19 protein-coding genes are annotated in these 17,400 nt (G+C 67.5%); 8 read left to right on the top strand and 11 right to left on the bottom strand.

Translation table 11 applies throughout. The features are described 5' to 3' along the window. Window position 1: 1 nt before the first annotated feature. The 3 genes from Q9R17_RS00620 to Q9R17_RS00610 form a co-directional block, all read right to left on the bottom strand. On the bottom strand, window positions 2–532 hold the full coding sequence (locus Q9R17_RS00620) for a hypothetical protein (RefSeq protein ID WP_308156541.1): 531 nt from the start codon (window positions 530–532) through the stop codon (window positions 2–4). 139 nt (window positions 533–671) lie between these two features. Next, window positions 672–1,289, bottom strand: coding sequence for a nitroreductase family protein (locus Q9R17_RS00615; protein ID WP_308156540.1), 618 nt, complete (start codon window positions 1,287–1,289; stop codon window positions 672–674). A 24-nt stretch (window positions 1,290–1,313) separates the two neighbouring features. Next, window positions 1,314–2,102 carry an SDR family oxidoreductase gene (locus tag Q9R17_RS00610; RefSeq protein ID WP_308156539.1) on the bottom strand — a complete coding sequence of 263 codons (789 nt, stop codon included), beginning with the start codon at window positions 2,100–2,102 and terminating at the stop codon, window positions 1,314–1,316. A gap of 124 nt (window positions 2,103–2,226) precedes the next feature. Here Q9R17_RS00610 and Q9R17_RS00605 point away from each other — a divergent pair, with 124 nt between their 5' ends. Then, window positions 2,227–3,111 (top strand): LysR family transcriptional regulator, encoded by an 885-nt coding sequence (locus Q9R17_RS00605; protein ID WP_308156538.1) that lies wholly within the window; start codon window positions 2,227–2,229, stop codon window positions 3,109–3,111. Between the two features lie 8 nt (window positions 3,112–3,119). Here the strand turns inward: Q9R17_RS00605 and Q9R17_RS00600 are convergent, their stop codons facing one another. From Q9R17_RS00600 to Q9R17_RS00590, 3 genes are all read right to left on the bottom strand, one after another. Continuing rightward, window positions 3,120–5,450 (bottom strand): TonB-dependent receptor, encoded by a 2,331-nt coding sequence (locus Q9R17_RS00600; RefSeq protein ID WP_308156537.1) that lies wholly within the window; start codon window positions 5,448–5,450, stop codon window positions 3,120–3,122. A gap of 102 nt (window positions 5,451–5,552) precedes the next feature. Continuing rightward, entirely contained in the window at window positions 5,553–6,518 is a 966-nt protein-coding gene (locus Q9R17_RS00595; RefSeq protein WP_308156536.1) for an alpha/beta hydrolase, read from the bottom strand. A 34-nt stretch (window positions 6,519–6,552) separates the two neighbouring features. Next, on the bottom strand, window positions 6,553–7,722 hold the full coding sequence (locus tag Q9R17_RS00590; RefSeq protein ID WP_308156535.1) for an MFS transporter: 1,170 nt from the start codon (window positions 7,720–7,722) through the stop codon (window positions 6,553–6,555). Between the two features lie 182 nt (window positions 7,723–7,904). On the opposite strand from Q9R17_RS00590, the gene Q9R17_RS00585 reads away from it, so the two are divergent. Beyond that, complete coding sequence (locus tag Q9R17_RS00585) at window positions 7,905–8,534, top strand: TetR/AcrR family transcriptional regulator (protein WP_308156534.1); 630 nt, start codon at window positions 7,905–7,907, stop codon at window positions 8,532–8,534. A gap of 57 nt (window positions 8,535–8,591) precedes the next feature. Next, entirely contained in the window at window positions 8,592–9,299 is a 708-nt protein-coding gene (locus Q9R17_RS00580) for a hypothetical protein (RefSeq protein WP_308156533.1), read from the top strand. Between the two features lie 41 nt (window positions 9,300–9,340). Here the strand turns inward: Q9R17_RS00580 and Q9R17_RS00575 are convergent, their stop codons facing one another. The 3 genes from Q9R17_RS00575 to Q9R17_RS00565 form a co-directional block, all read right to left on the bottom strand. Next, window positions 9,341–9,604, bottom strand: coding sequence for a hypothetical protein (locus Q9R17_RS00575; RefSeq protein ID WP_308156532.1), 264 nt, complete (start codon window positions 9,602–9,604; stop codon window positions 9,341–9,343). A gap of 181 nt (window positions 9,605–9,785) precedes the next feature. Further along, window positions 9,786–10,991 carry an MFS transporter gene (locus Q9R17_RS00570; RefSeq protein WP_308156531.1) on the bottom strand — a complete coding sequence of 402 codons (1,206 nt, stop codon included), beginning with the start codon at window positions 10,989–10,991 and terminating at the stop codon, window positions 9,786–9,788. A gap of 118 nt (window positions 10,992–11,109) precedes the next feature. Then, entirely contained in the window at window positions 11,110–11,769 is a 660-nt protein-coding gene (locus Q9R17_RS00565; RefSeq protein ID WP_308156530.1) for an HD domain-containing protein, read from the bottom strand. Window positions 11,770–11,832: 63 nt separating this feature from the next. Here Q9R17_RS00565 and Q9R17_RS00560 point away from each other — a divergent pair, with 63 nt between their 5' ends. Then, on the top strand, window positions 11,833–12,339 hold the full coding sequence (locus tag Q9R17_RS00560; RefSeq protein WP_308156529.1) for an N-acetyltransferase: 507 nt from the start codon (window positions 11,833–11,835) through the stop codon (window positions 12,337–12,339). Between the two features lie 83 nt (window positions 12,340–12,422). On the opposite strand, the gene Q9R17_RS00555 is transcribed toward Q9R17_RS00560, so the two are convergent. Further along, complete coding sequence (locus Q9R17_RS00555; RefSeq protein ID WP_308158392.1) at window positions 12,423–12,860, bottom strand: acetyltransferase; 438 nt, start codon at window positions 12,858–12,860, stop codon at window positions 12,423–12,425. A 155-nt stretch (window positions 12,861–13,015) separates the two neighbouring features. Here Q9R17_RS00555 and tadA point away from each other — a divergent pair, with 155 nt between their 5' ends. From tadA to Q9R17_RS00535, 4 genes are all read left to right on the top strand, one after another. Beyond that, a complete protein-coding gene (gene tadA / locus Q9R17_RS00550; protein ID WP_308156528.1) occupies window positions 13,016–13,543 on the top strand; it encodes a tRNA adenosine(34) deaminase TadA in 528 nt (175 codons plus the stop codon). 73 nt (window positions 13,544–13,616) lie between these two features. Beyond that, the gene (gene orn, locus Q9R17_RS00545; RefSeq protein WP_308156527.1) at window positions 13,617–14,189 is read left to right on the top strand and encodes an oligoribonuclease; all 573 of its coding nucleotides are present in this window, start codon (window positions 13,617–13,619) and stop codon (window positions 14,187–14,189) included. An 84-nt stretch (window positions 14,190–14,273) separates the two neighbouring features. After that, window positions 14,274–15,146, top strand: a complete 873-nt coding sequence (locus Q9R17_RS00540) for an EcsC family protein (RefSeq protein ID WP_308156526.1) — start codon at window positions 14,274–14,276, stop codon at window positions 15,144–15,146. A gap of 192 nt (window positions 15,147–15,338) precedes the next feature. Beyond that, complete coding sequence (locus Q9R17_RS00535; protein ID WP_308156525.1) at window positions 15,339–16,457, top strand: alkene reductase; 1,119 nt, start codon at window positions 15,339–15,341, stop codon at window positions 16,455–16,457. 45 nt (window positions 16,458–16,502) lie between these two features. Here Q9R17_RS00535 and Q9R17_RS00530 read toward each other — a convergent pair whose 3' ends face one another. Beyond that, the gene (locus Q9R17_RS00530) at window positions 16,503–17,387 is read right to left on the bottom strand and encodes a mechanosensitive ion channel domain-containing protein (RefSeq protein WP_308156524.1); all 885 of its coding nucleotides are present in this window, start codon (window positions 17,385–17,387) and stop codon (window positions 16,503–16,505) included. Window positions 17,388–17,400 lie beyond the last annotated feature (13 nt).

The raw sequence follows: 17,400 nt of genomic DNA, 5'->3' as shown, positions 1-17,400 counted from the left end.
ATCAGCCGGTCCCCAGCGCCGCGACGATGATGTCCGCCGCCTGCTGGGGGCCGTGCAGTTCGGTATCCACTCTCACAACGGGCGTTGGCAACGGGGGAAACGAGAAGCCGCCGGATTGTTCGATGGAAAGGTACAGCGCTGGATCGGCCAGTTTCTTGAACGCCTTGCGGCTTGGTTCCCCCAGTCGCGCCAGCGTGGCGTCAACCGAACAGGCCAGTTCGACAAACGCGACGGTGCCGCCATGGGCCTCCACGCGGGCAACAAGATGCTGCACAAGGCCGGGGTCAACACTGGCCTCGGGATGGAAGGTAAAGACAAACGACTGTCCGGCTGCAGCCGCTTCGTCGAAGCACAGCTGCCACAGGCCGGCACGGATGCGCTGGAAACCCGCCGTACCAAACGCGAACAGGGACAGCGCGACATCGACGGCAAGATGGTTGTGGAACAGCGGGATGCCGAGCTGGCGCGCTACCAAGGTGCCGATGGTGTGCTTGCCGGACGCGGCCGGGCCATGCAGGAACACAACGCGCATTGCCGTTCACCCGATGCGGTAATGGGCTGATACTGGGTTGTCCTGCCGTGTACTGGCAAGGGGCAGCCGCTGCCGGGCCGGTGAACCGGGGAACGCCCCCTGCGGGGCGTTCCGGGCTCTTTTGTGCAGGTAGCGTGCGTCAGGCGAACTGCAGCAGTTCGGCGACCGGCCGGCGCGGCTTCTGCGGCCAGTTCTCCGGCAGGGCCACGCCGATGGCCAGCAGCATCACCGGCACATCCTGTGTACCCAGCCCGAATTCGCGCGCCACCGCGTCGGCATCGAAGCCGATCATCGGTGCGGCGCCCAGGCCGAGGGTGCGTGCAGCGTGGATCAGCGTGGTGGCCGCGAAAGTGGCGCTGCGCACGGCCTCATCGCGCTGGCGCTGCGGCTGGTCGGCATACAGGCTGCGCGCTGCGCCTTCCCAGCCCGGCACCATCTCGGCCGGCATGAAACCGGCATCCACCGCGCCCTGCAGACGGGCGGGCAGGGTACGGTGGTCGGCCAGTTCGCCCACCATGATGAAGGTGGCGGCAGCATCGGTGATCTTCGCCTGGTCCCAGGCCACGGCACGCAGGCGTTGTTTGGCCTCCTCGCTGCGCACCGCGATGAAGCGCCAGTTCTGCAGGTTGAAGGCGCTGGGCGCGGTGCTGGCAATGCGCACCAGATCGCGCAGCTGCGCATCGTCCAGGCGCTGGTCCGGATCGAACAGGTTGGTGGTGCGGCGGCTGGCCAGGAAATCGGCAATGTTGGCAATCATGGAAATAGTCCTTGAAAGAGGCGATCAGGCGATGGTGTCGACCACGCCGCCATCCACGCGCAGCGCAGCGCCGGTGGTGGCCGAAGCCTGCGACGAGCTGGTGTAGAGGATCATGTTGGCCACTTCCTCCACCGTGGAGGCGCGGCGCAGGATGGAGGAGCCCCGGTGCTCGGCGATGAAGGCGGTGGCCACCTCTTCCAGCGACCGGCCGCTGCGCGTGACTTCCTCCTGCAGCATGTCGGCCACGCCATCGGACAGGGTCGGGCCGGGCAGCACCGCGTTGACGGTCACGCCGCTGCCGGCCAGGCGCTTGGCCAGGCCGCGCGACACCGCCAGCTGCGCGGTCTTGGTGAAGCCGTAGTGGATCATGTCCGCCGGGGTGTTCAATGCCGATTCGGATGACACGAACACGATGCGGCCGAAGCCGCGCTCGGCCATGCCCGGTGCATACGCGCGGGCCAGACGCACCCCGGACATCACATTGGTCTGGAAGAAGGTGTCCCAGGTGGCATCATCGGTGGCGAAGAAATCCTGCGGGCCGAAGATGCCCAGGTTGTTGACCAGGATGTCCACCTGCGGGAAGCGCTGGACCAGCTGCGCGCAGCCCTCGGCGCTGCCCAGGTCACCGGCATGCCCGACAGCCTGCGGGGCCGGTGCGCCCAGCCTGTCCAGCGCGGCGTCCACGCGGGCCTGGCTGCGGCCATTGAGGATGACCTGCGCCCCGGCGGCAAGGAAACCGCGTGCGGCGGCGAAGCCGATGCCGCTGGTGGAGCCGGTGATCAGTACCCGGCGCCCGGAAAAATCGATCTGCATGGTGAACCTGTGTGGGGGAAGACCCGGTCACGATCCGTCATTGCAGTCGCATTGATAATCCACCCGGATTCGCCAATACTTTTCGAGAATCTCGAAAAATAATTTCCGCTGCAGGCCAAGGCCCATGGACACCTTCGAAGCGCTTCGCCTGTTCGTCGGCATTGCCGAAGCCGGCAGCTTTTCCGCCGCGGCACGCCAGCACGCGGTGGCCCCGTCCACGGTGACCCTGGCCCTGCAGCAGCTGGAAACCCAGGCCGGCGCGCGGCTGATCACCCGCTCCACGCGCAATCTCGCCTTCACCCAGGAAGGCGAGCGCTTCCTGGCCGATGCACGGCGGTTGCTGGCGCAATGGCAGACCACGCTGGATGAGCTGGCGCAGGGGGGGGCGCTGTCGGGCCGCATCCGCATCACCGCTACCCGTGATTTCGGCCGGCGCATGCTGGCGCCGTTGCTCGACCGGTTCCTGGCGCTGCACCCCGGCGTCAGCGTGGAACTGCACCTGGGCGACGGGGTGGTCGATCTGGTCGGGCAGAACATCGATCTGGCCATCCGCAACGGGCCGCTGGAGGATTCATCGCTGCGCTCGCGGTTGCTGCTGCGCAGCCAGCGCGTGGTCTGTGCCGCGCCGGCCTATTGGGCGCAACGCGGCCTGCCCACGCATCCGGTACAGCTGGCCACGCACAACTGCCTGATCCTGCACCGGCCCGGCGTGCCGTTCGCCACCTGGCCGTTCCTGATCGACGGGGTGACCACGGCGGTGCGGGTAAGCGGTGACCGCGCCGCCAACGATGGCGGGGTGCTGCGTGCCTGGGCCGAGCAGGGCGTGGGCGTGATGATCAAGAACCGCTGGGAGATCGCCCAGGAACTGCGCGAGGGCAGGCTGCAGGTGGCACTGGACGCCTTCGCGCTGCCCTCGGTGGATCTGTTTGCGGTGTTCGCCGGCACCACGCCGTCGCGGCGGGTGTCGGCGCTGATCGATCATCTGGCCGCGCACATGGCGGTGGCCTAGGCCGCAGGTTACATCCGCACGGTCACGCCCAGCTGGAACCCACGCCCCGGCAGCGGGGCGATGTATTTCAGCGGCGAGTTGTGCGGGCGGGCGTCCTGGTCGAGCAGGTTGGAGCCGCTGAGGAACACTTCCAGCCCGCTCACATAGGCCGTGCGCAGCGGGATTTCACGGCTGATCTGTGCGTCCACCAGCGTGAACGCATCCAGCGGGATCTCCTCGCTCACGTTCCTGCCCAGGTACTTCTGTGTGGCGTAGTAGGTGCCCGACAGGCGTGCTTTCCAGGGGCCGCGTTCCCAGGCCACATTGGCACCGTAGCGGTTGGTCGGCATGTTGGGCAGGTAGAGGCCATCGTTGTGCGCGCGCAGCGCGTCGGGCGCGTCGGCGCGGTTGCGTACCAGGTCGGCAAAGGCGGAAAGCTGCAGCGTGCCGCCTCGGCCCAGCTCCAGCGCCTGGCGGGCGTCGATCTCCAGGCCCTTCACCGTGGTGTCGGTCTGCTTCCAGTATTTCAGTGGCAGGCGGTTGCCGGTCTGCAGGCCCGAGTAGCCCAGGTACAGGTAGTTTTCGTAGCGCATGCGGTAGCCGGTGGCGCTCAGCTCGAAGCCTCCCACATGGAACAGGCCGGTCAGTTCCAGGGTCCTGGCGCGCTCGGGCTTGAGGTTCTGGTTGCCTTCTTCCTGGGTCATGATGGAGTAGTGCGGGTTGCTGGCGTACAGCTCGTTGATTTCCGGTGCACGCTGCGAGGAGGAATAGCGCAGCTTGGCCCCGAACAACCGGCCCAGTTCCACCAGGCCACCGAGCGAATAGCTGTTCAGGCGGAAAGCACGGTCTTCCAGGGCGGTGTTGGCCGAATTGCGCGCGCGCTTGAAGCCGCTGTCCTGCACGTCATGGTCGATGCGTTCGTGGCGGAAGCCTGCATCGAAAGAAGCCCAGTCAACGTCCAGTGTTTCCTTCACGAACACGGCGGTACTGCCGGTGGTGACATCGGGCAGGTAGCGCTGTGGGCCGGTGCCGGTCACCTCGCGTTCCTGCCGGCTCAGGCCCAGCACGCCCGACAGCGGCCCCACCCGGCGATGCGCCAGCAGCAGCTCGGCCTGGGTGGTGTCGAACTGGAAGTCATTTGCCGTGCTGGCCCCCAGCCGCTCACCGGAGGTGTTGTGCAGCCGGGAAACGCGCAGCTCCGCGCGGTCCAGGTACGGCAGCGGATCGCGCAGCTGCGCTTCCAGTGCGTACTTTTCCTGCTTGATGACCACGCCCACCGGCAGGTCCTTGGCATAGTTGGAGCCGAAGGACAGGTTCTGCATCGAGAACCCCGGCACGCCGTAGTCGCTGTCCTTGGCATCCACGCTGATGCCCACATGGCCGCGGTCGAAGAAGTAGGTCGAGCCCAGCGCGACCTGCGCGTTCCTGAAGTAGCTGTTGCCCAGGGTGTGGTGGTAGTCAGGCGTGACATCGTTGTTGATCTTCTGCTGCACGTACGAGGGCGTGCCCGACACATACAGCGGGTTGGCCGGGTTGGTGTAGGTGCGGCGCTGCCAGACCGAGGTCGGGCTGCTGGTGTAGAACGAGAACTCGCCATCGGCCCAGTCCGGATTCTCGGTCATGAACTGGTCGATATAGGGCTGGGACGCCTTGTTGTACACCTGCTGCACGCGCGCTTCCTTCTGGCAGGCATCGGCCAGGGCGGTGTTCACCCCGCCGGCGGCCGGGAACAGCGCGCTGTTGCAGGCGCTGGCCTTGCTGTTGCCGGGGATGTCGTAGTGCGAAATGCGCTGGGTGGACACCTGCAGGTTGGTGGATACGTTGCGCTGGTTGTTGAAGTTCATGCGGAAGCCCTGCGCGTCGGCGGCGTTGAAGCCCTTGCGCAGCACCAGCTCCATCGTCTGGTCCTTGTCCTCCATCTGCCGGGACAGGATGCCCGTATCGATGGTGACGCTGCCGCCGATGGCGTTGCCGCCATAGCGCACGGTATCGGAGGACTTGTTGACGGTGACGCTGCGTACGAACAGCGGATCGAACGGCACGTTGATGTCGCCGCTCAGCGCGTTCATGCCCAGGATCGACTGCCCGTCTTCCAGGATCTGCACCCGGCTGCCGCTGAGGCTGCGGATGACCGGCGCCCCGGCATTCGGCCCGAAGGCCGTGCTCTGCACGCCGGAGACCTGTTGCAGCACATCGCCCAGCGTACGGCTCTGCACGCGGTCGTTCGGCACGGTGACGACGGTATCCACGCGCGAGGGCGCATCGGCCTGCACGCGCAGGGTGGGCAGGGTGACATCGTCGGCGGCATGGACGCTCTGGACGCTCAGCGCGATGGCCGCGGCAAGCAGGTGGTAACGCATGGGGGACCCCCTCTGAATAAACGGGGGCGAATGTTATATAGTAACAATTGGCGCGACAAGCGCCGGAAGCGGGGTGGACCGATGGCACCACCCCGCCGTGGCCTACTTGTTGCCGGTGAGGAAATCGACCACCAGCGGATTGAGCTGGGCGGCGCATTCTTCCGGCAGCCAGTGCCCGCAGCCCGGCAGCACATGGCCCTGCACGTTGCTGGCGTAGCGCTGCATCTGCTGCACCTGGAACTGTCCCATGCCACCGTGGCCGCCGCCACCGATGGCCAGGGCCGGCATCGTCAGCGGCTGCACGCGCAGGCGGATGTTCTGCTGCACCGAGGTGTTGAGGGCGCGGTAGTACTCGAACGATGCGTTCAAGGTATGCGGCTTGGCATAGGAGGCGACGTAACGGTCGAGCAGGGCATCATCGAAGACCGCCTTGTTGGTGGCGTGCTCGCGGATGAAATGGCTCAGGAACAGTTTTTCCCGGCCTTCGATCAGTCGCTCGGCCAGTTGTGGCTGCGCGGCGAAGAAACTGAAGTGCCAGACCAGTGATTCGCCTTGCGGGGTGAACGCGGGGAAGTCATATACCGTTTCATCGGGAATCGGTGCCTCCATGTACACCAGCCGGCGGATGTCGCGCGGGTGTTTCACCGCCATCGGGTAGGTGTTCCAGATGCCGATGTCATGCGCCACCAGATCGAAGGGCTGGCCCTTGCTCTGCGACAGCGCGAAACGGTGCAGGGTGGCGGCGATCTCTTCGCCGGCGTAGCCGCTGGCCGGCGGCGATGACAGGCCCAGGCCCGGCAGGTCCACCGCCACCACGCGGTGAGTGCGCGCCAGCTCGGGCATCAACTGGTGCCACTCGTACCAGGCCTGGCCGAAGCCGTGCACCAGCAGGACCAGGGGGCCGTTGCCGCCGGCCACGTAGTGCAGGCGGGTGCCGTCGATCTGCTGGTACTGCGAGGCGAAGCCGGCCGGTAGCGGGAATTCATCGGCTGCGGGTGCCGTGGCGGCGGTTGCTGTGGCAGTGGCCGCCAGCAGGGCGGCCGCGAGGAACAGGGAGGGGCGTTTCATGGTGGGTCTCGCGTTGGGGGAAAGGGACGTGGGATCAGTGCGCGGTGATCGCAGGGCCATGGCGCATGCCCGGTCGGAAGCCATGGCGGGCCCAGGCGGCCAGCAGCAGCGCCAGCACGGACAGCGCGGCCATCGCCCACGGCGCGGCATTGCCGCCGAAGCGCGCCAGCAGCACGCCGCCGGACAGGCCGCCCAGGGCGATGGCGAGGTTCCAGGAGGTGGTCACCATGGCCTGCACGACATCCACGTGGTGGCCGGCACAATCGGCGGCGGCGGTCTGCAGCAGCGTGGCGGCGCCACCAAAGCTCAGGCCCCACAGGGCAACACCGGCATAGACCAGCCAAGGCACGGTGGCGGCAGTAGCCAGCAGCAGGGAGGCCATGCCGAAACCTGCCAGGCACAGCAGCACCAGTGGTCGCAGCCAGCGGTCCACCGTGGCACCGATGATCCAGATGCCGGCCAGCGAGGTGATGCCAAAGGTCAGCAGCACGGTGTCCACGCGGGCCTGCAGCCCATGGGCGGCCAGATAGGGCGCCACGTAGGTGTAGAGCACGTTGTGGCCCAGCATCCAGACCATGATCACGGCCAGCACGGGGACAACGCCGCGCAGGCGCAGTACGGCACGCAGCGGCGCGCGTGCTTCGGCACGCTGGCCGGGCAGGTCGGGCACTGCCTTGAGGATCCACACCACCAGCAGCACCGCCAGCGCGGACATCACCGCGAATGCGGCGCGCCAGCCCAGTGCGGCGCCCATCCAGGTACCCGCCGGTGTCCCCAGTGACAGGGCCAGTGGCGTGCCGACCATGGCGATGGCCAGCGCCTTGCCCTGCAGGTGGGGGGGAACCAGCCGTCGTGCGTAGCCGGCCAGGATGCCCCACGACAGCCCTGCGGCCACACCGGCCATGAAACGTGACACCAGCGCCACGCCGTAGCTCGGCGCAACGGTGGTCAGCGTGTTGAACAGCAGGAAGCCGACCACGGCGGTCAGCAGCGTGCGCCGGCGTGGCCAGTGCTGGGTGGCCAGGGTCAGCGGCATGGCGGCCAGCAGCGAACCCAGCGCGTAAAGCGTGACGAACTGTCCGGCCATTGCCTCGGAGATCTGCAGGCCGTGGCCGATCTGTGGCAGCAGCCCGGCGGGCAGGGTTTCGGTGAGGATGGCGATGAAGCCGGTCATGGCGAAGGCCAGCAGGGCGGCGACAGGCAAGGCGTTGCCGTTCCCCTGTCGTGGGACCGGGGCAGAGGAGGGAGCAGTCATGGCAGGAGGTGTTAGTTCTATATCGAACGGTACATAAGTAAGCCATGCTTGGACAGCAGGCGCCAGCGATTTATGTACCGATCAGTAGTAAACTCTGTTCCATCGCCATACACCGCCCCCAGGTGACTGCCATGACCCGTACCGGACGCCCCCGCAGCTTCGATCGCGATACCGCGCTTGAACAGGCCATGCAGGTGTTCTGGGCGCGTGGCTACGAGGCCGCCTCGCTGGCACTGCTGAAGGACGCCATGGGCGGCATTTCATCGCCCAGCTTCTATGCGGCCTTCGGCTCGAAGGAGGCGTTGTTTGAAGAAGTGCTGCAGTGCTACCTGGCCACCCATGGGCAGGTGATGGCGCCGCTGTACCAGCCCGGGCTGGACCCGCGCGCGGCCGTGGAGCGTGCATTGCATGCCACCGCGCGCATGCAGACCGATAGTGGTCATCCGCTGGGGTGCCTGTTGAATGTAGCCGCCACCACGACCCCGGATGAGGTTGAAACCGCGCAGGCACTGTTGGCAGGTGACCGTGCCGCCACGCGCGCGGGCTTCATCGAATGCGCGCGGCGCGCGGTGTCCAACGGGCAGCTGCCTGCCACCAGCGATGCACAGGCGATCGGGGTGATGCTCGATACCTTCATGCGTGGGTTGACCGCCCAGGCCCGCGATGGGGTGCCACGGGCACAGATGGACGCCGCCATCGACGCGCTGCTTGCGCCGTGGAAAAAGACCACGCCACGGCGCGGGTCACCCGGGCCGTCGTAGTGGCGGGTGTACGGACGCAGTGGCACTGTGGTGGCGGACAGCAGACGGCAGGAGCCCATGAACAACGCCCCCCATCCCCGACGCCAGCAGCAGTTCGCGCCATACCATGCGCCCCTGCTGATGGCAAAGGCCAGAGCCCATGCAGCCACCGGCGAGGGCCTGGTGGCCTTGGTGCTGTCGGTGGCCGCCTCAGAAGCGTTCCTGCAGGACATCTACGGTTTCTACCAGCTCTGCCATGAGCACGAAGCGGCGTGCCCGAACCGGCAGCGCAGGGGAATCCTGCAGCGGCCTGCCGGGAACTGCTTCAGCCCCCTTCATGCCTATGGCGAACGCGAAAAGCGGATACGCGATTCCATCGGGGAAAACGAGCGTGGGGAGCATCTGGACAAGTACGTGGTGCTGCATGAATGCCTGGGGAGCGTCGCTGACAAGGGGCGTGCGCCTTTCCAGTCGATGAACACGGTCATCACGATCCGCAATGCGCTCGTCCATCCCAAGGGCGAACTGCTGGTACGTGACCAGCAGCACCCCGGCCTGCGTGGCTATCCCAGGTTCATTGCACAGGTGAAACAGCTCAAGCTGATCGGGCCGGATGATGAAGACAGCGGGATCAGCTGGATGCAGCGCATTGACAATGAACGCTTCGGCCGTTGGTGCGTGAAAAGCGTGGCGGCAATGCTGGCGTTGACGCTGGACTTGCTGCCGCGTGAGGGGGTGTCGCCATTGCTGGTCGAGGCGATGGGAGATCCCACGTCCTGGTCATGAGCAGGACGGTTTTCCCTGTAACGGCCCCTGCATGCGGTCGCTCAGGCCAGCGCACATCCCAGGCCGACCGCGACCAGTGCGGTGAACAGGAAGACCGGCCGGCTCAGGGCAAGGCAGGCGATGCAGGCGGCCAGCAGCCATGCCGCCAGCAATGCACAGCCGAGTACCCACAGCACCAGGCCCAGCGGCGAGGCCGCGGCAACACTGGACAGGCTCAGTACCTTCAGCAGGGCATAGGCAAGCCCGCCCCCCAGCAGGGCCGCCTGGCAGGCGAGGGGATCGAAGCGGTCGGTGGCGGGGTGCATGGGGCCGGGGCGTGCGCGGGCAGGGGATGACCGGCCTACTGTCCACATTCGGGCATGCACGCCGTGTGTTCACCGGGATCGATCCTGCCGCAGCGGCCCTTGCAGGCCCGCCGGATACAGCAAAGCCCCTGCGGACAGGGGCTTTGCCGGTACAACCCTGCATGGGGCGGCCGTCCTGGCGTCAGGCGATGGCCGCCGGCCGCGCGCGCTTTTCCACCAGCAGGGCCACGCCCCACAGCAGCAGGCCACCCAGTGCGGTGGCTGCGCCCACATAGCCGGTCACTGCCGGGCTGAAGCCGGCGCTGATGGCCATGCCGCCCAGCCACGGGCCCAGTGCATTGGCCGTGTTGAATGCCGCGTGGTTGGAGGCGGCGGCCAGGGTCTGCGCTTCGCCGGCCACGTCCATCAGGCGGGTCTGCAGCACCGCTGCCAGCGCGCCCATGGTGCCGACGGTGATGATCATCGGGCCGATGCTCCACACCGACTGTGCTGCCAGCGGGTACAGCAGCAGCATGAGGATCGACCACACCAGCACCACACCGGCGGCGCGGAAATGGAACTTGTCCACCAGCCAGCCACCGGCGATGTTGCCGATGATCGCGCCGATGCCGAACACACCCACCGCCAGCGGCATCCACGATTCGGCCACGCCGGTCACCTGCACCAGCGTGGGGGCAAGGTAGGTGAACACACAGAACATGCCGGCAAAACCGATCGCGCCGATGGCCAGCGCCAGCCACACCTGCGGGGTGTTGAAGGCACGCAGCTCGCGCATCGGCGAGGTGCGCACCTCGTCCGGGTCCGGCAGCAGGAAGCGGGCAATCATCACCACGGTGGCGATGGCCAGCAGGCTGACCAGGGCAAAGGCCGTGCGCCAGCTCAGCTGCTGGCCGAGCCAGGTGGTGAGGGGATTGCCGACCAGGATCGCCACCGACAGGCCCAGCAGCACCTTGGACATGGCCTGGCCACGCTGTCCGGCCGGGCTGATGGCCGCGGCCACCAGCATCGCCACGCCGAAGTACGCGCCGTGCGGCAGGCCCGCGACGAAGCGCGCCAGCAGCATGGTGCCGTAATTGGGTGCCAGCGCACTGGCCAGGTTGCCCACGGCATAGAAGCCCATCAGCGCCAGCAGCAGCTTGCGGCGGGCGATGCCGGCCCCCACGAAGGCCAGGATGGGCGCGCCGACCACCACGCCGATGGCGTAGGCACTGATCAGGTGGCCGACCTGCGTTTCGCTGATGGCCAGGCCGCGGCTGATTTCCAGCATCAGGCCCATGCTGGCGAATTCGCTGGTGCCGATGGCGAAACCGCCCAGTGACAGGGCAAGGATGATCCAGGTGCGCTGACGCGGCGTCAGCCGCGCGGCCAGGGGAGAATTGGGGCTCATGCGGGGGGCGCGATGGGGCGGGAAGCCGGCTATTGTACTGCTGCACCGCAGCAGCGGTCAGCGCCCGCGGCCAAGAATCAGCGTTCGGCCAGTGGTATCGACTATGCCCCGGACCTGCTCAGGCCAGCACGTACATGTCGCTCCAGACGATGAACGCCTCCGCTGTCATCTGCGCTTCCAGTTCGGCCAGCGCGGTGTCGCGTGCCTTGATGAGCGCCTTCTGATGCGGGCCCGGCGCGTCGTCACCGGTGTTGACGCTGGCGCCCGCCTGCTCGGCCTGCTGCACCCGCAGGCGGGCCGTCGCCATCAACTGCAGCACGCGCGTGGACGCCGGATCGGGCATGACCGCCGACACGTCGGCGCTGCCGAGGGCGGCCAGCGCGGCGGCGTATTTGCCACGCAGGCGTTCGGCCACCGCCGGCGGCAGCTGTAGCAGCCGGCGTGGGTGGGCGTTGTCGGCGATATCGGCCAGCTTCACTTTCAGCGCCTGCGGATGCTGGCGGATGCGGGCGTAGTACTGCTGGGCATCGGCTGCGCTGTGCCGGTTGAGCAGGGTGACGATCTCGCGGACCGGTGCCGGGAACACCTGCAGCCGCGCCGTGTACTGCGGGTAATCTTCCACGACGTCGTGCAGCCAGGCGGCTGCCTTGGCGGTGTCATCGTCATGGATCGCAGCGGCTACGCGCGCCACGTGCTCGATGTAGGGCAGCCCGGCCTTGTCCTGCTGCCCGGCATGGGCTTCGCACGCCAACGTGCGTGCCTCAACAACCCAGTCCATCATCACCTCCTGTAGGTGGAACATGCAGTATCGCCCATGCTGCTGAACTGAACGAGGTGCCTTGTGAATTTCATCATCCGTCCTGAAACCCCGGCCGACATCGCCGGCATCCATGCGCTGACGGCGGCGGCCTTTGCCAACGCCGAGCACAGCAGCCATACCGAGCAGTACATCGTTGATGCACTGCGCGCACGCGGTGAACTGACGCTGTCCCTGCTGGCCGAGCGTGATGGCCTTGTGGCGGGGCATGTGGCGGTATCGCCGGTCACGCTGAGCAACGACCACCCGGGCTGGTATGGGCTGGGCCCGATTTCCGTCGCGCCGGCACTACAGGGGCAGGGCATCGGCAGCGCCTTGATGCAGGCGGCATTGGCCGCACTGCAGTCACGTGGTGCACGCGGCTGCGTGCTGCTGGGCGACCCTGACTATTACCGGCGGTTCGGCTTCCGGGCCGAGGCCGGGCTGGTGCTGCCCGGCGTACCGGCGGCGTACTTCCAGGCACTGTGCTGGCAACCGCCAGTGCCGGAAGCAGAGGTGGCCTACTCGCCCGCGTTCGACGCGCAGGGATGAGGTCGTGCGTCCCGGCCCGCTGCGCTGCACAGGCATCGTCAGCGGGCAGGTGCAGCACGGCGCAATGATCGGCTGTGCCGTACTCAGCCGCCGTAGCGCAGGTGGATCAGCGGATACGGGCGTCCCTGGCCATCGAGCGCCGAGCGGCCGGTTTCCACGAAGCCCATGCGCAGGTAGAAGCCGACCGCCTGTTCGTTCTGCGCGTTGACGTCGGTGGTCAGCTGCGGGTGCTCGGCCAGCGCGTGCTGCAGCAGCAGGCGGCCGACGCCGGTACCGCGCACGGCCGGGTCGATGAACAAGGCTTCCATGTGGCTGCCATCGACCAGCATGAAGCCCTGCGGGGTGTCCTGTGCATCCACGGCGACCACCAGCGGTGCCTGCGGCAGGAAGCCGGCCACTTCGGCATCGATCGCCTGGCGGTCGGCCGCGCTGAGGAAATCGTGGGTGGCGTCGACCGAACGGCGCCAGAGATCAACCACGGCGTTGCCATCGGTGGGACGGGAAGCGCGCAGGGTGGGCATGAGCATGTCCAAGGTGCTTGGGAAGGCCGTGAAGTATGCCCGCGCCGTGATGATCGTGCAGGGGGTGTGCATGGGGGGCGCTGGCAGGTGAAGTAAACTTGCGCCGGGCCGCACAGGCAATCTTCTGAACCATTCCCGGATGCGGGAGGACACTCATGGTCGACAATCCGCTGGGCGTGCCGGTGCACGATGCCGATGAACACTGGATGCGCCACGCGCTGGCGCTGGCCGAGCGCGCGCAGCGTGAGTTCGATGAGATTCCCGTGGGCGCGGTGCTGGTGGGGGCCGACGGCCAGCTGCTGGGCGAGGGCTGGAACCTCAACATTGCCGAGCATGACCCGAGCGCGCATGCGGAGATCGTGGCGATGCGCCGTGGCGGCAAGGCGCTGGCCAACCACCGATTGGTGGGCAGCACGCTGTACGTGACGCTGGAGCCGTGTGCGATGTGCGCCATGGCCATCGTCCATGCCCGCGTGGCGCGCGTGGTGTACGCGGCCAGCGACCCCAAGACCGGCGCCTGCGGTGGCGTCTTCGACCTGCTGGGCGACCCGCGCCACAACCACCGCGTGGAGATCCATGGCGGCGTGCTGGCCAAGGAGGCCAGTCTGCGCCTGACCAATTATTTCCGTGCCAAGCGCGGCAAGCCCCTGTTGCTGCTGGAAGACCACCCCGACGGGACCTGAACAACGAAAGGGTATGATGGGCGCCCCTTTCTTTCCGGCGGGCTTCCTGCCTGCCCCGCAACGAGGCAACACGATGGCCGACAACGGCGCCGCTGGTGAACGACTGATCTGGATCGACCTGGAAATGACCGGGTTGGACACCGACAACGATTCGATCATCGAGATCGCCACGGTGGTCACCGATGCCCAGCTCAACGTGCTGGCCGAAGGCCCCGAGTTCGCCATCCACCACCCGCTGGAAACGCTGGAAGCGATGGATGAGTGGAACCGCAACCAGCATCGCCGCTCCGGGCTGTGGCAGCGCGTGCTGGACAGCCAGGTGACCCTGGGCCAGGCCGAGGCGCAGACCGTGAACTTCCTGGCGCAGTGGATTCCGGCCGGGGTTTCGCCGATGGCCGGCAACTCGATCTGCCAGGATCGCCGCTTCCTGCACCGGCAGATGCCGCGGCTGGAAAAGTACTTCCATTACCGCAACCTGGACGTGTCCACGGTGAAGGAACTGGCCAAGCGCTGGGCCCCGACCGTGGCCGCCGGGGTGGGCAAGAACAGCAACCACACCGCGTTGAGCGATGTGCACGATTCGATCGCCGAACTGCGCCACTACCGCCAGTTCATGGGCGTGCTGTCGGGACTGCCGGTTGCCTGAACGCTGCCGCCGGGCCCGGCCCGGCGCTACCGGCTGACCGGACCACCACGGTCCGTTCAACTGCTTGGCGCTAAGATCGGCGCCATGAACGTACCGACCCTGCTGCCCCGCGATATCGCCCACGATGCCCGTGACTGGCAGGACCTGCAGCGGGCCGTGGCCCTGCTGGAGGCCCCGACCATCACCGCGCGCATGGCCAACCTGGTCGGTGCGCCGCTGGAGTTCGCGGTGAAGAAGCTGCCCGCGTCGGTCTCCCGGCGCATGCATGGCGCGGTGCAGGCGGCCTTGTCCAAGGCTGTCGGGGCCGCGCTGTGGAGCATGGACAACACGCCCGGGCGTTCTGCCTCGACGCGCTGGCACAAGCTGGCCGCAGCGACCTCCGGCGCCGTCGGTGGTGCATTCGGCTTCACTGCGCTGTTCATCGAACTGCCGGTGTCGACCACCATCATGATGCGCGCGGTGGCCGACGTGGCCCGCAGCGAAGGCTTCGACCTTGCTGAGTTCAGCACCCGCCAGGCGTGCCTGGAAGTGTTCGCGCTGGGCGGCAACTCGCCGCGTGATGATGCCAGCGAAACCGGCTATTACCTGGCGCGGGGGTTCACGACCGATGTGATGCGCCACCTGTCGGCCGAACTGGCCGGGCGCATCGTGACCGGCCGCGACCTGACCCTGGGCGTGGCGCCGAAGGAAGCCGGCAAGCTGCTGGCCAAGCTGGTGGAGAAGGTGGCCGCGCGTTTTGGCGTGGTGGTGACCGAGAAGTTTGCCGCGCAGGCGGTGCCGATCATCGGTGCCGCCGCCGGTGCCTCGTTGAACACCATGTTCACGGATTACTACCAGGACATGGCGCGTGGCCATTTCATCGTGCGCCGGCTGGAACGCAAGTACGGCGAGGATGTGGTGCGCACCTGCTACGACCGTATCGCCCACGGCGGCGAGCTGATCGAACCGACGTTGTAACGCCGCCAGGGAGCGACGGTGGCGGCGTGGCGCACCGGGCATGCTGCGTTGTGGCGAGACGGCACGAGCGTCGGCGGCTGTCCGTCGTCGTCATCCTTGCCTTGAATGCACAACTGTTTTGCCCCGGCATGCCTGTTGCCTGGCTGCTGCGGTCCCCATCCTTGCCGGCATCCCCCCGCAAGGTTGTCCGCCATGAAACTGTTCACCCCCTATCGCCTGGGTGCGCTGCAGCTGCCGAACCGCATCGTGATGCCGCCGATGACGCGCTCGCGTGCGGCCGAAGGCAATGTCGCCACCGCGCAGGCCGCAACGTACTACGCCCAGCGCGCCTCGGCCGGCCTGATCGTCAGCGAGGGCACCCAGATCAGCCCGCAGGGGCAGGGCTATGCCTGGACCCCGGGCATCCACAGCCCCGAACAGGTGGCGGGCTGGCGCCAGGTGACCGATGCGGTGCATGCCGCCGGTGGCCGCATCTACGCACAGCTGTGGCATGTGGGCCGGGTCTCGCACGTCGCGCTGCAGCCGGGCAATGCCGCGCCGGTGTCCTCGTCGGCGCTGGTGGCCGAGGGCGTGAAGGTCTTCGTCGATCCCACCGGGGCCGGCCCGACCGCCGGGGTGGGCGAGATGCTCCAGCACTCCGCCCCGCGCGCGCTGCGCGAAGATGAGATTCCGGGCATCGTCGCCGACTACGCGCAGGCCACGCGCAACGCGCTGGCGGCCGGCTTCGATGGCGTGGAACTGCACGGCGCCAATGGCTACCTGATCAACCAGTTCATCGATTCGCAGGCCAACCAGCGCACCGATGGCTACGGCGGCCCGCTGCAGAACCGCCTGCGCTTCCTGCGCGAGGTGGTGCAGGCGGTGGTGGCGGTGGCCGGTGCCGAGCGCGTGGGCGTGCGCCTGGCGCCGCTGACCACGCTGCAGGGGGCCGTGGACGATACCCCGCAGGCGACTTACCTGGCCGCTGCCCACCTGCTCGGCCAGCTGGGCGTGGGCTACCTGCACATCGCCGAGGCCGACTGGGAAGATGCGCCGGTGATGCCGGTGGCGTTCAAGGAGGCGCTGCGGCTGGTCTACCCGGGCACGCTGATCTACGCCGGCAAGTACAGCGTCGAGCGTGCCGAGGAAGCGCTGGCCAAGGGCTGGGCCGACCTGATCGGTTTCGGCCGGCCGTTCATCGCCAACCCGGACCTGCCCGAGCGCCTGCGCAGCGGTGCGGCGTTGAATGCGCCGGACCGTGCGACCTATTTCGGCGGCGGGGCGGCGGGTTACACCGACTACCCGGCGCTGGAAGCGGCCGCACTGGCCTGATGCCACCTGCGCCGGGGATGGGATGGCCCGGCGCTACCTCGATGGTCAGGGCCTGTCGCGCACCAGCGCGTCGGCCTCGATCACGCCGCCATCCTTGCCGTGCAGGTACAGGTGCATGTCCTGCTGCGGGTAAGGGATGTTGATGCCGGCCTTGTCGTAGCCCAGCTTCAGCTGTTCCAGCAGCGTGACCTTGGTGCCGAACCAGTCGGCCGACTTCACGTAGCAGCGGATGCCGAGGTTGATGGCATGCGCGCCCAGTTCGTACACGACCACGTCCGGGGCCGGGGTCTGCAGCACGCGCGGGTCGGCCTTCATCAGCGCCAGCGCGGTGTCGCGGGCCAGCTGGATGTTGTCTTCATAGCCGATGCCCACCACCAGTTCGACACGGCGGGTGGGTTCGGCGGTGAGGTTGATGATCGGTGCGGCGGTGATCAGCGTGTTGGGAATGGTGGTGTGCTGATTGTCCGCGCCGGTGATGACGGTCTGGAAGATGCGCACTTCGCGCACGGTGCCGGTCTGTCCGGCCACGGTCACCACATCGCCCACGCGGAACGGGCGCAGCGTCACCAGCATCACGCCGGAGGCGATGTTGGACAGCGAATCCTTCAGGGCCAGGCCCACGGCCAGGCCGGCGGTGCCAAGCACGGCCAGCAGCGGGGTGATCTGCACCCCGAGCGTGCCGATGGCCAGCACGACGACGATCACCAGCGAGGCGGCATACACCACGTTGCGCAGGAAGCTGCCCAGCATCGGGTCCACGCCCATGCGCGCGGTGGCACGTGGCATCGCATTGGACAGGCGGCGCGCCACCCACAGGCCGATGAGCAGCACGACGATGGCGGCCAGCAGGGGCACGCCATAGGTTTCAAACAGGCGCTGCCAATCCAGCGAGCGGAACCAGGAAGTGGCGGGGGCGGTGACAGCGATCATGCAGGCTCCTCTA

Origin of the sequence: Stenotrophomonas sp. 24(2023) (genome assembly GCF_030913365.1) — a bacterium.
Taxonomy (GTDB): Bacteria; Pseudomonadota; Gammaproteobacteria; order Xanthomonadales; family Xanthomonadaceae; genus Stenotrophomonas.
Note: the sequence above shows the minus strand (reverse complement) of the source record. Positions and strands in the feature narration are given on the sequence as shown.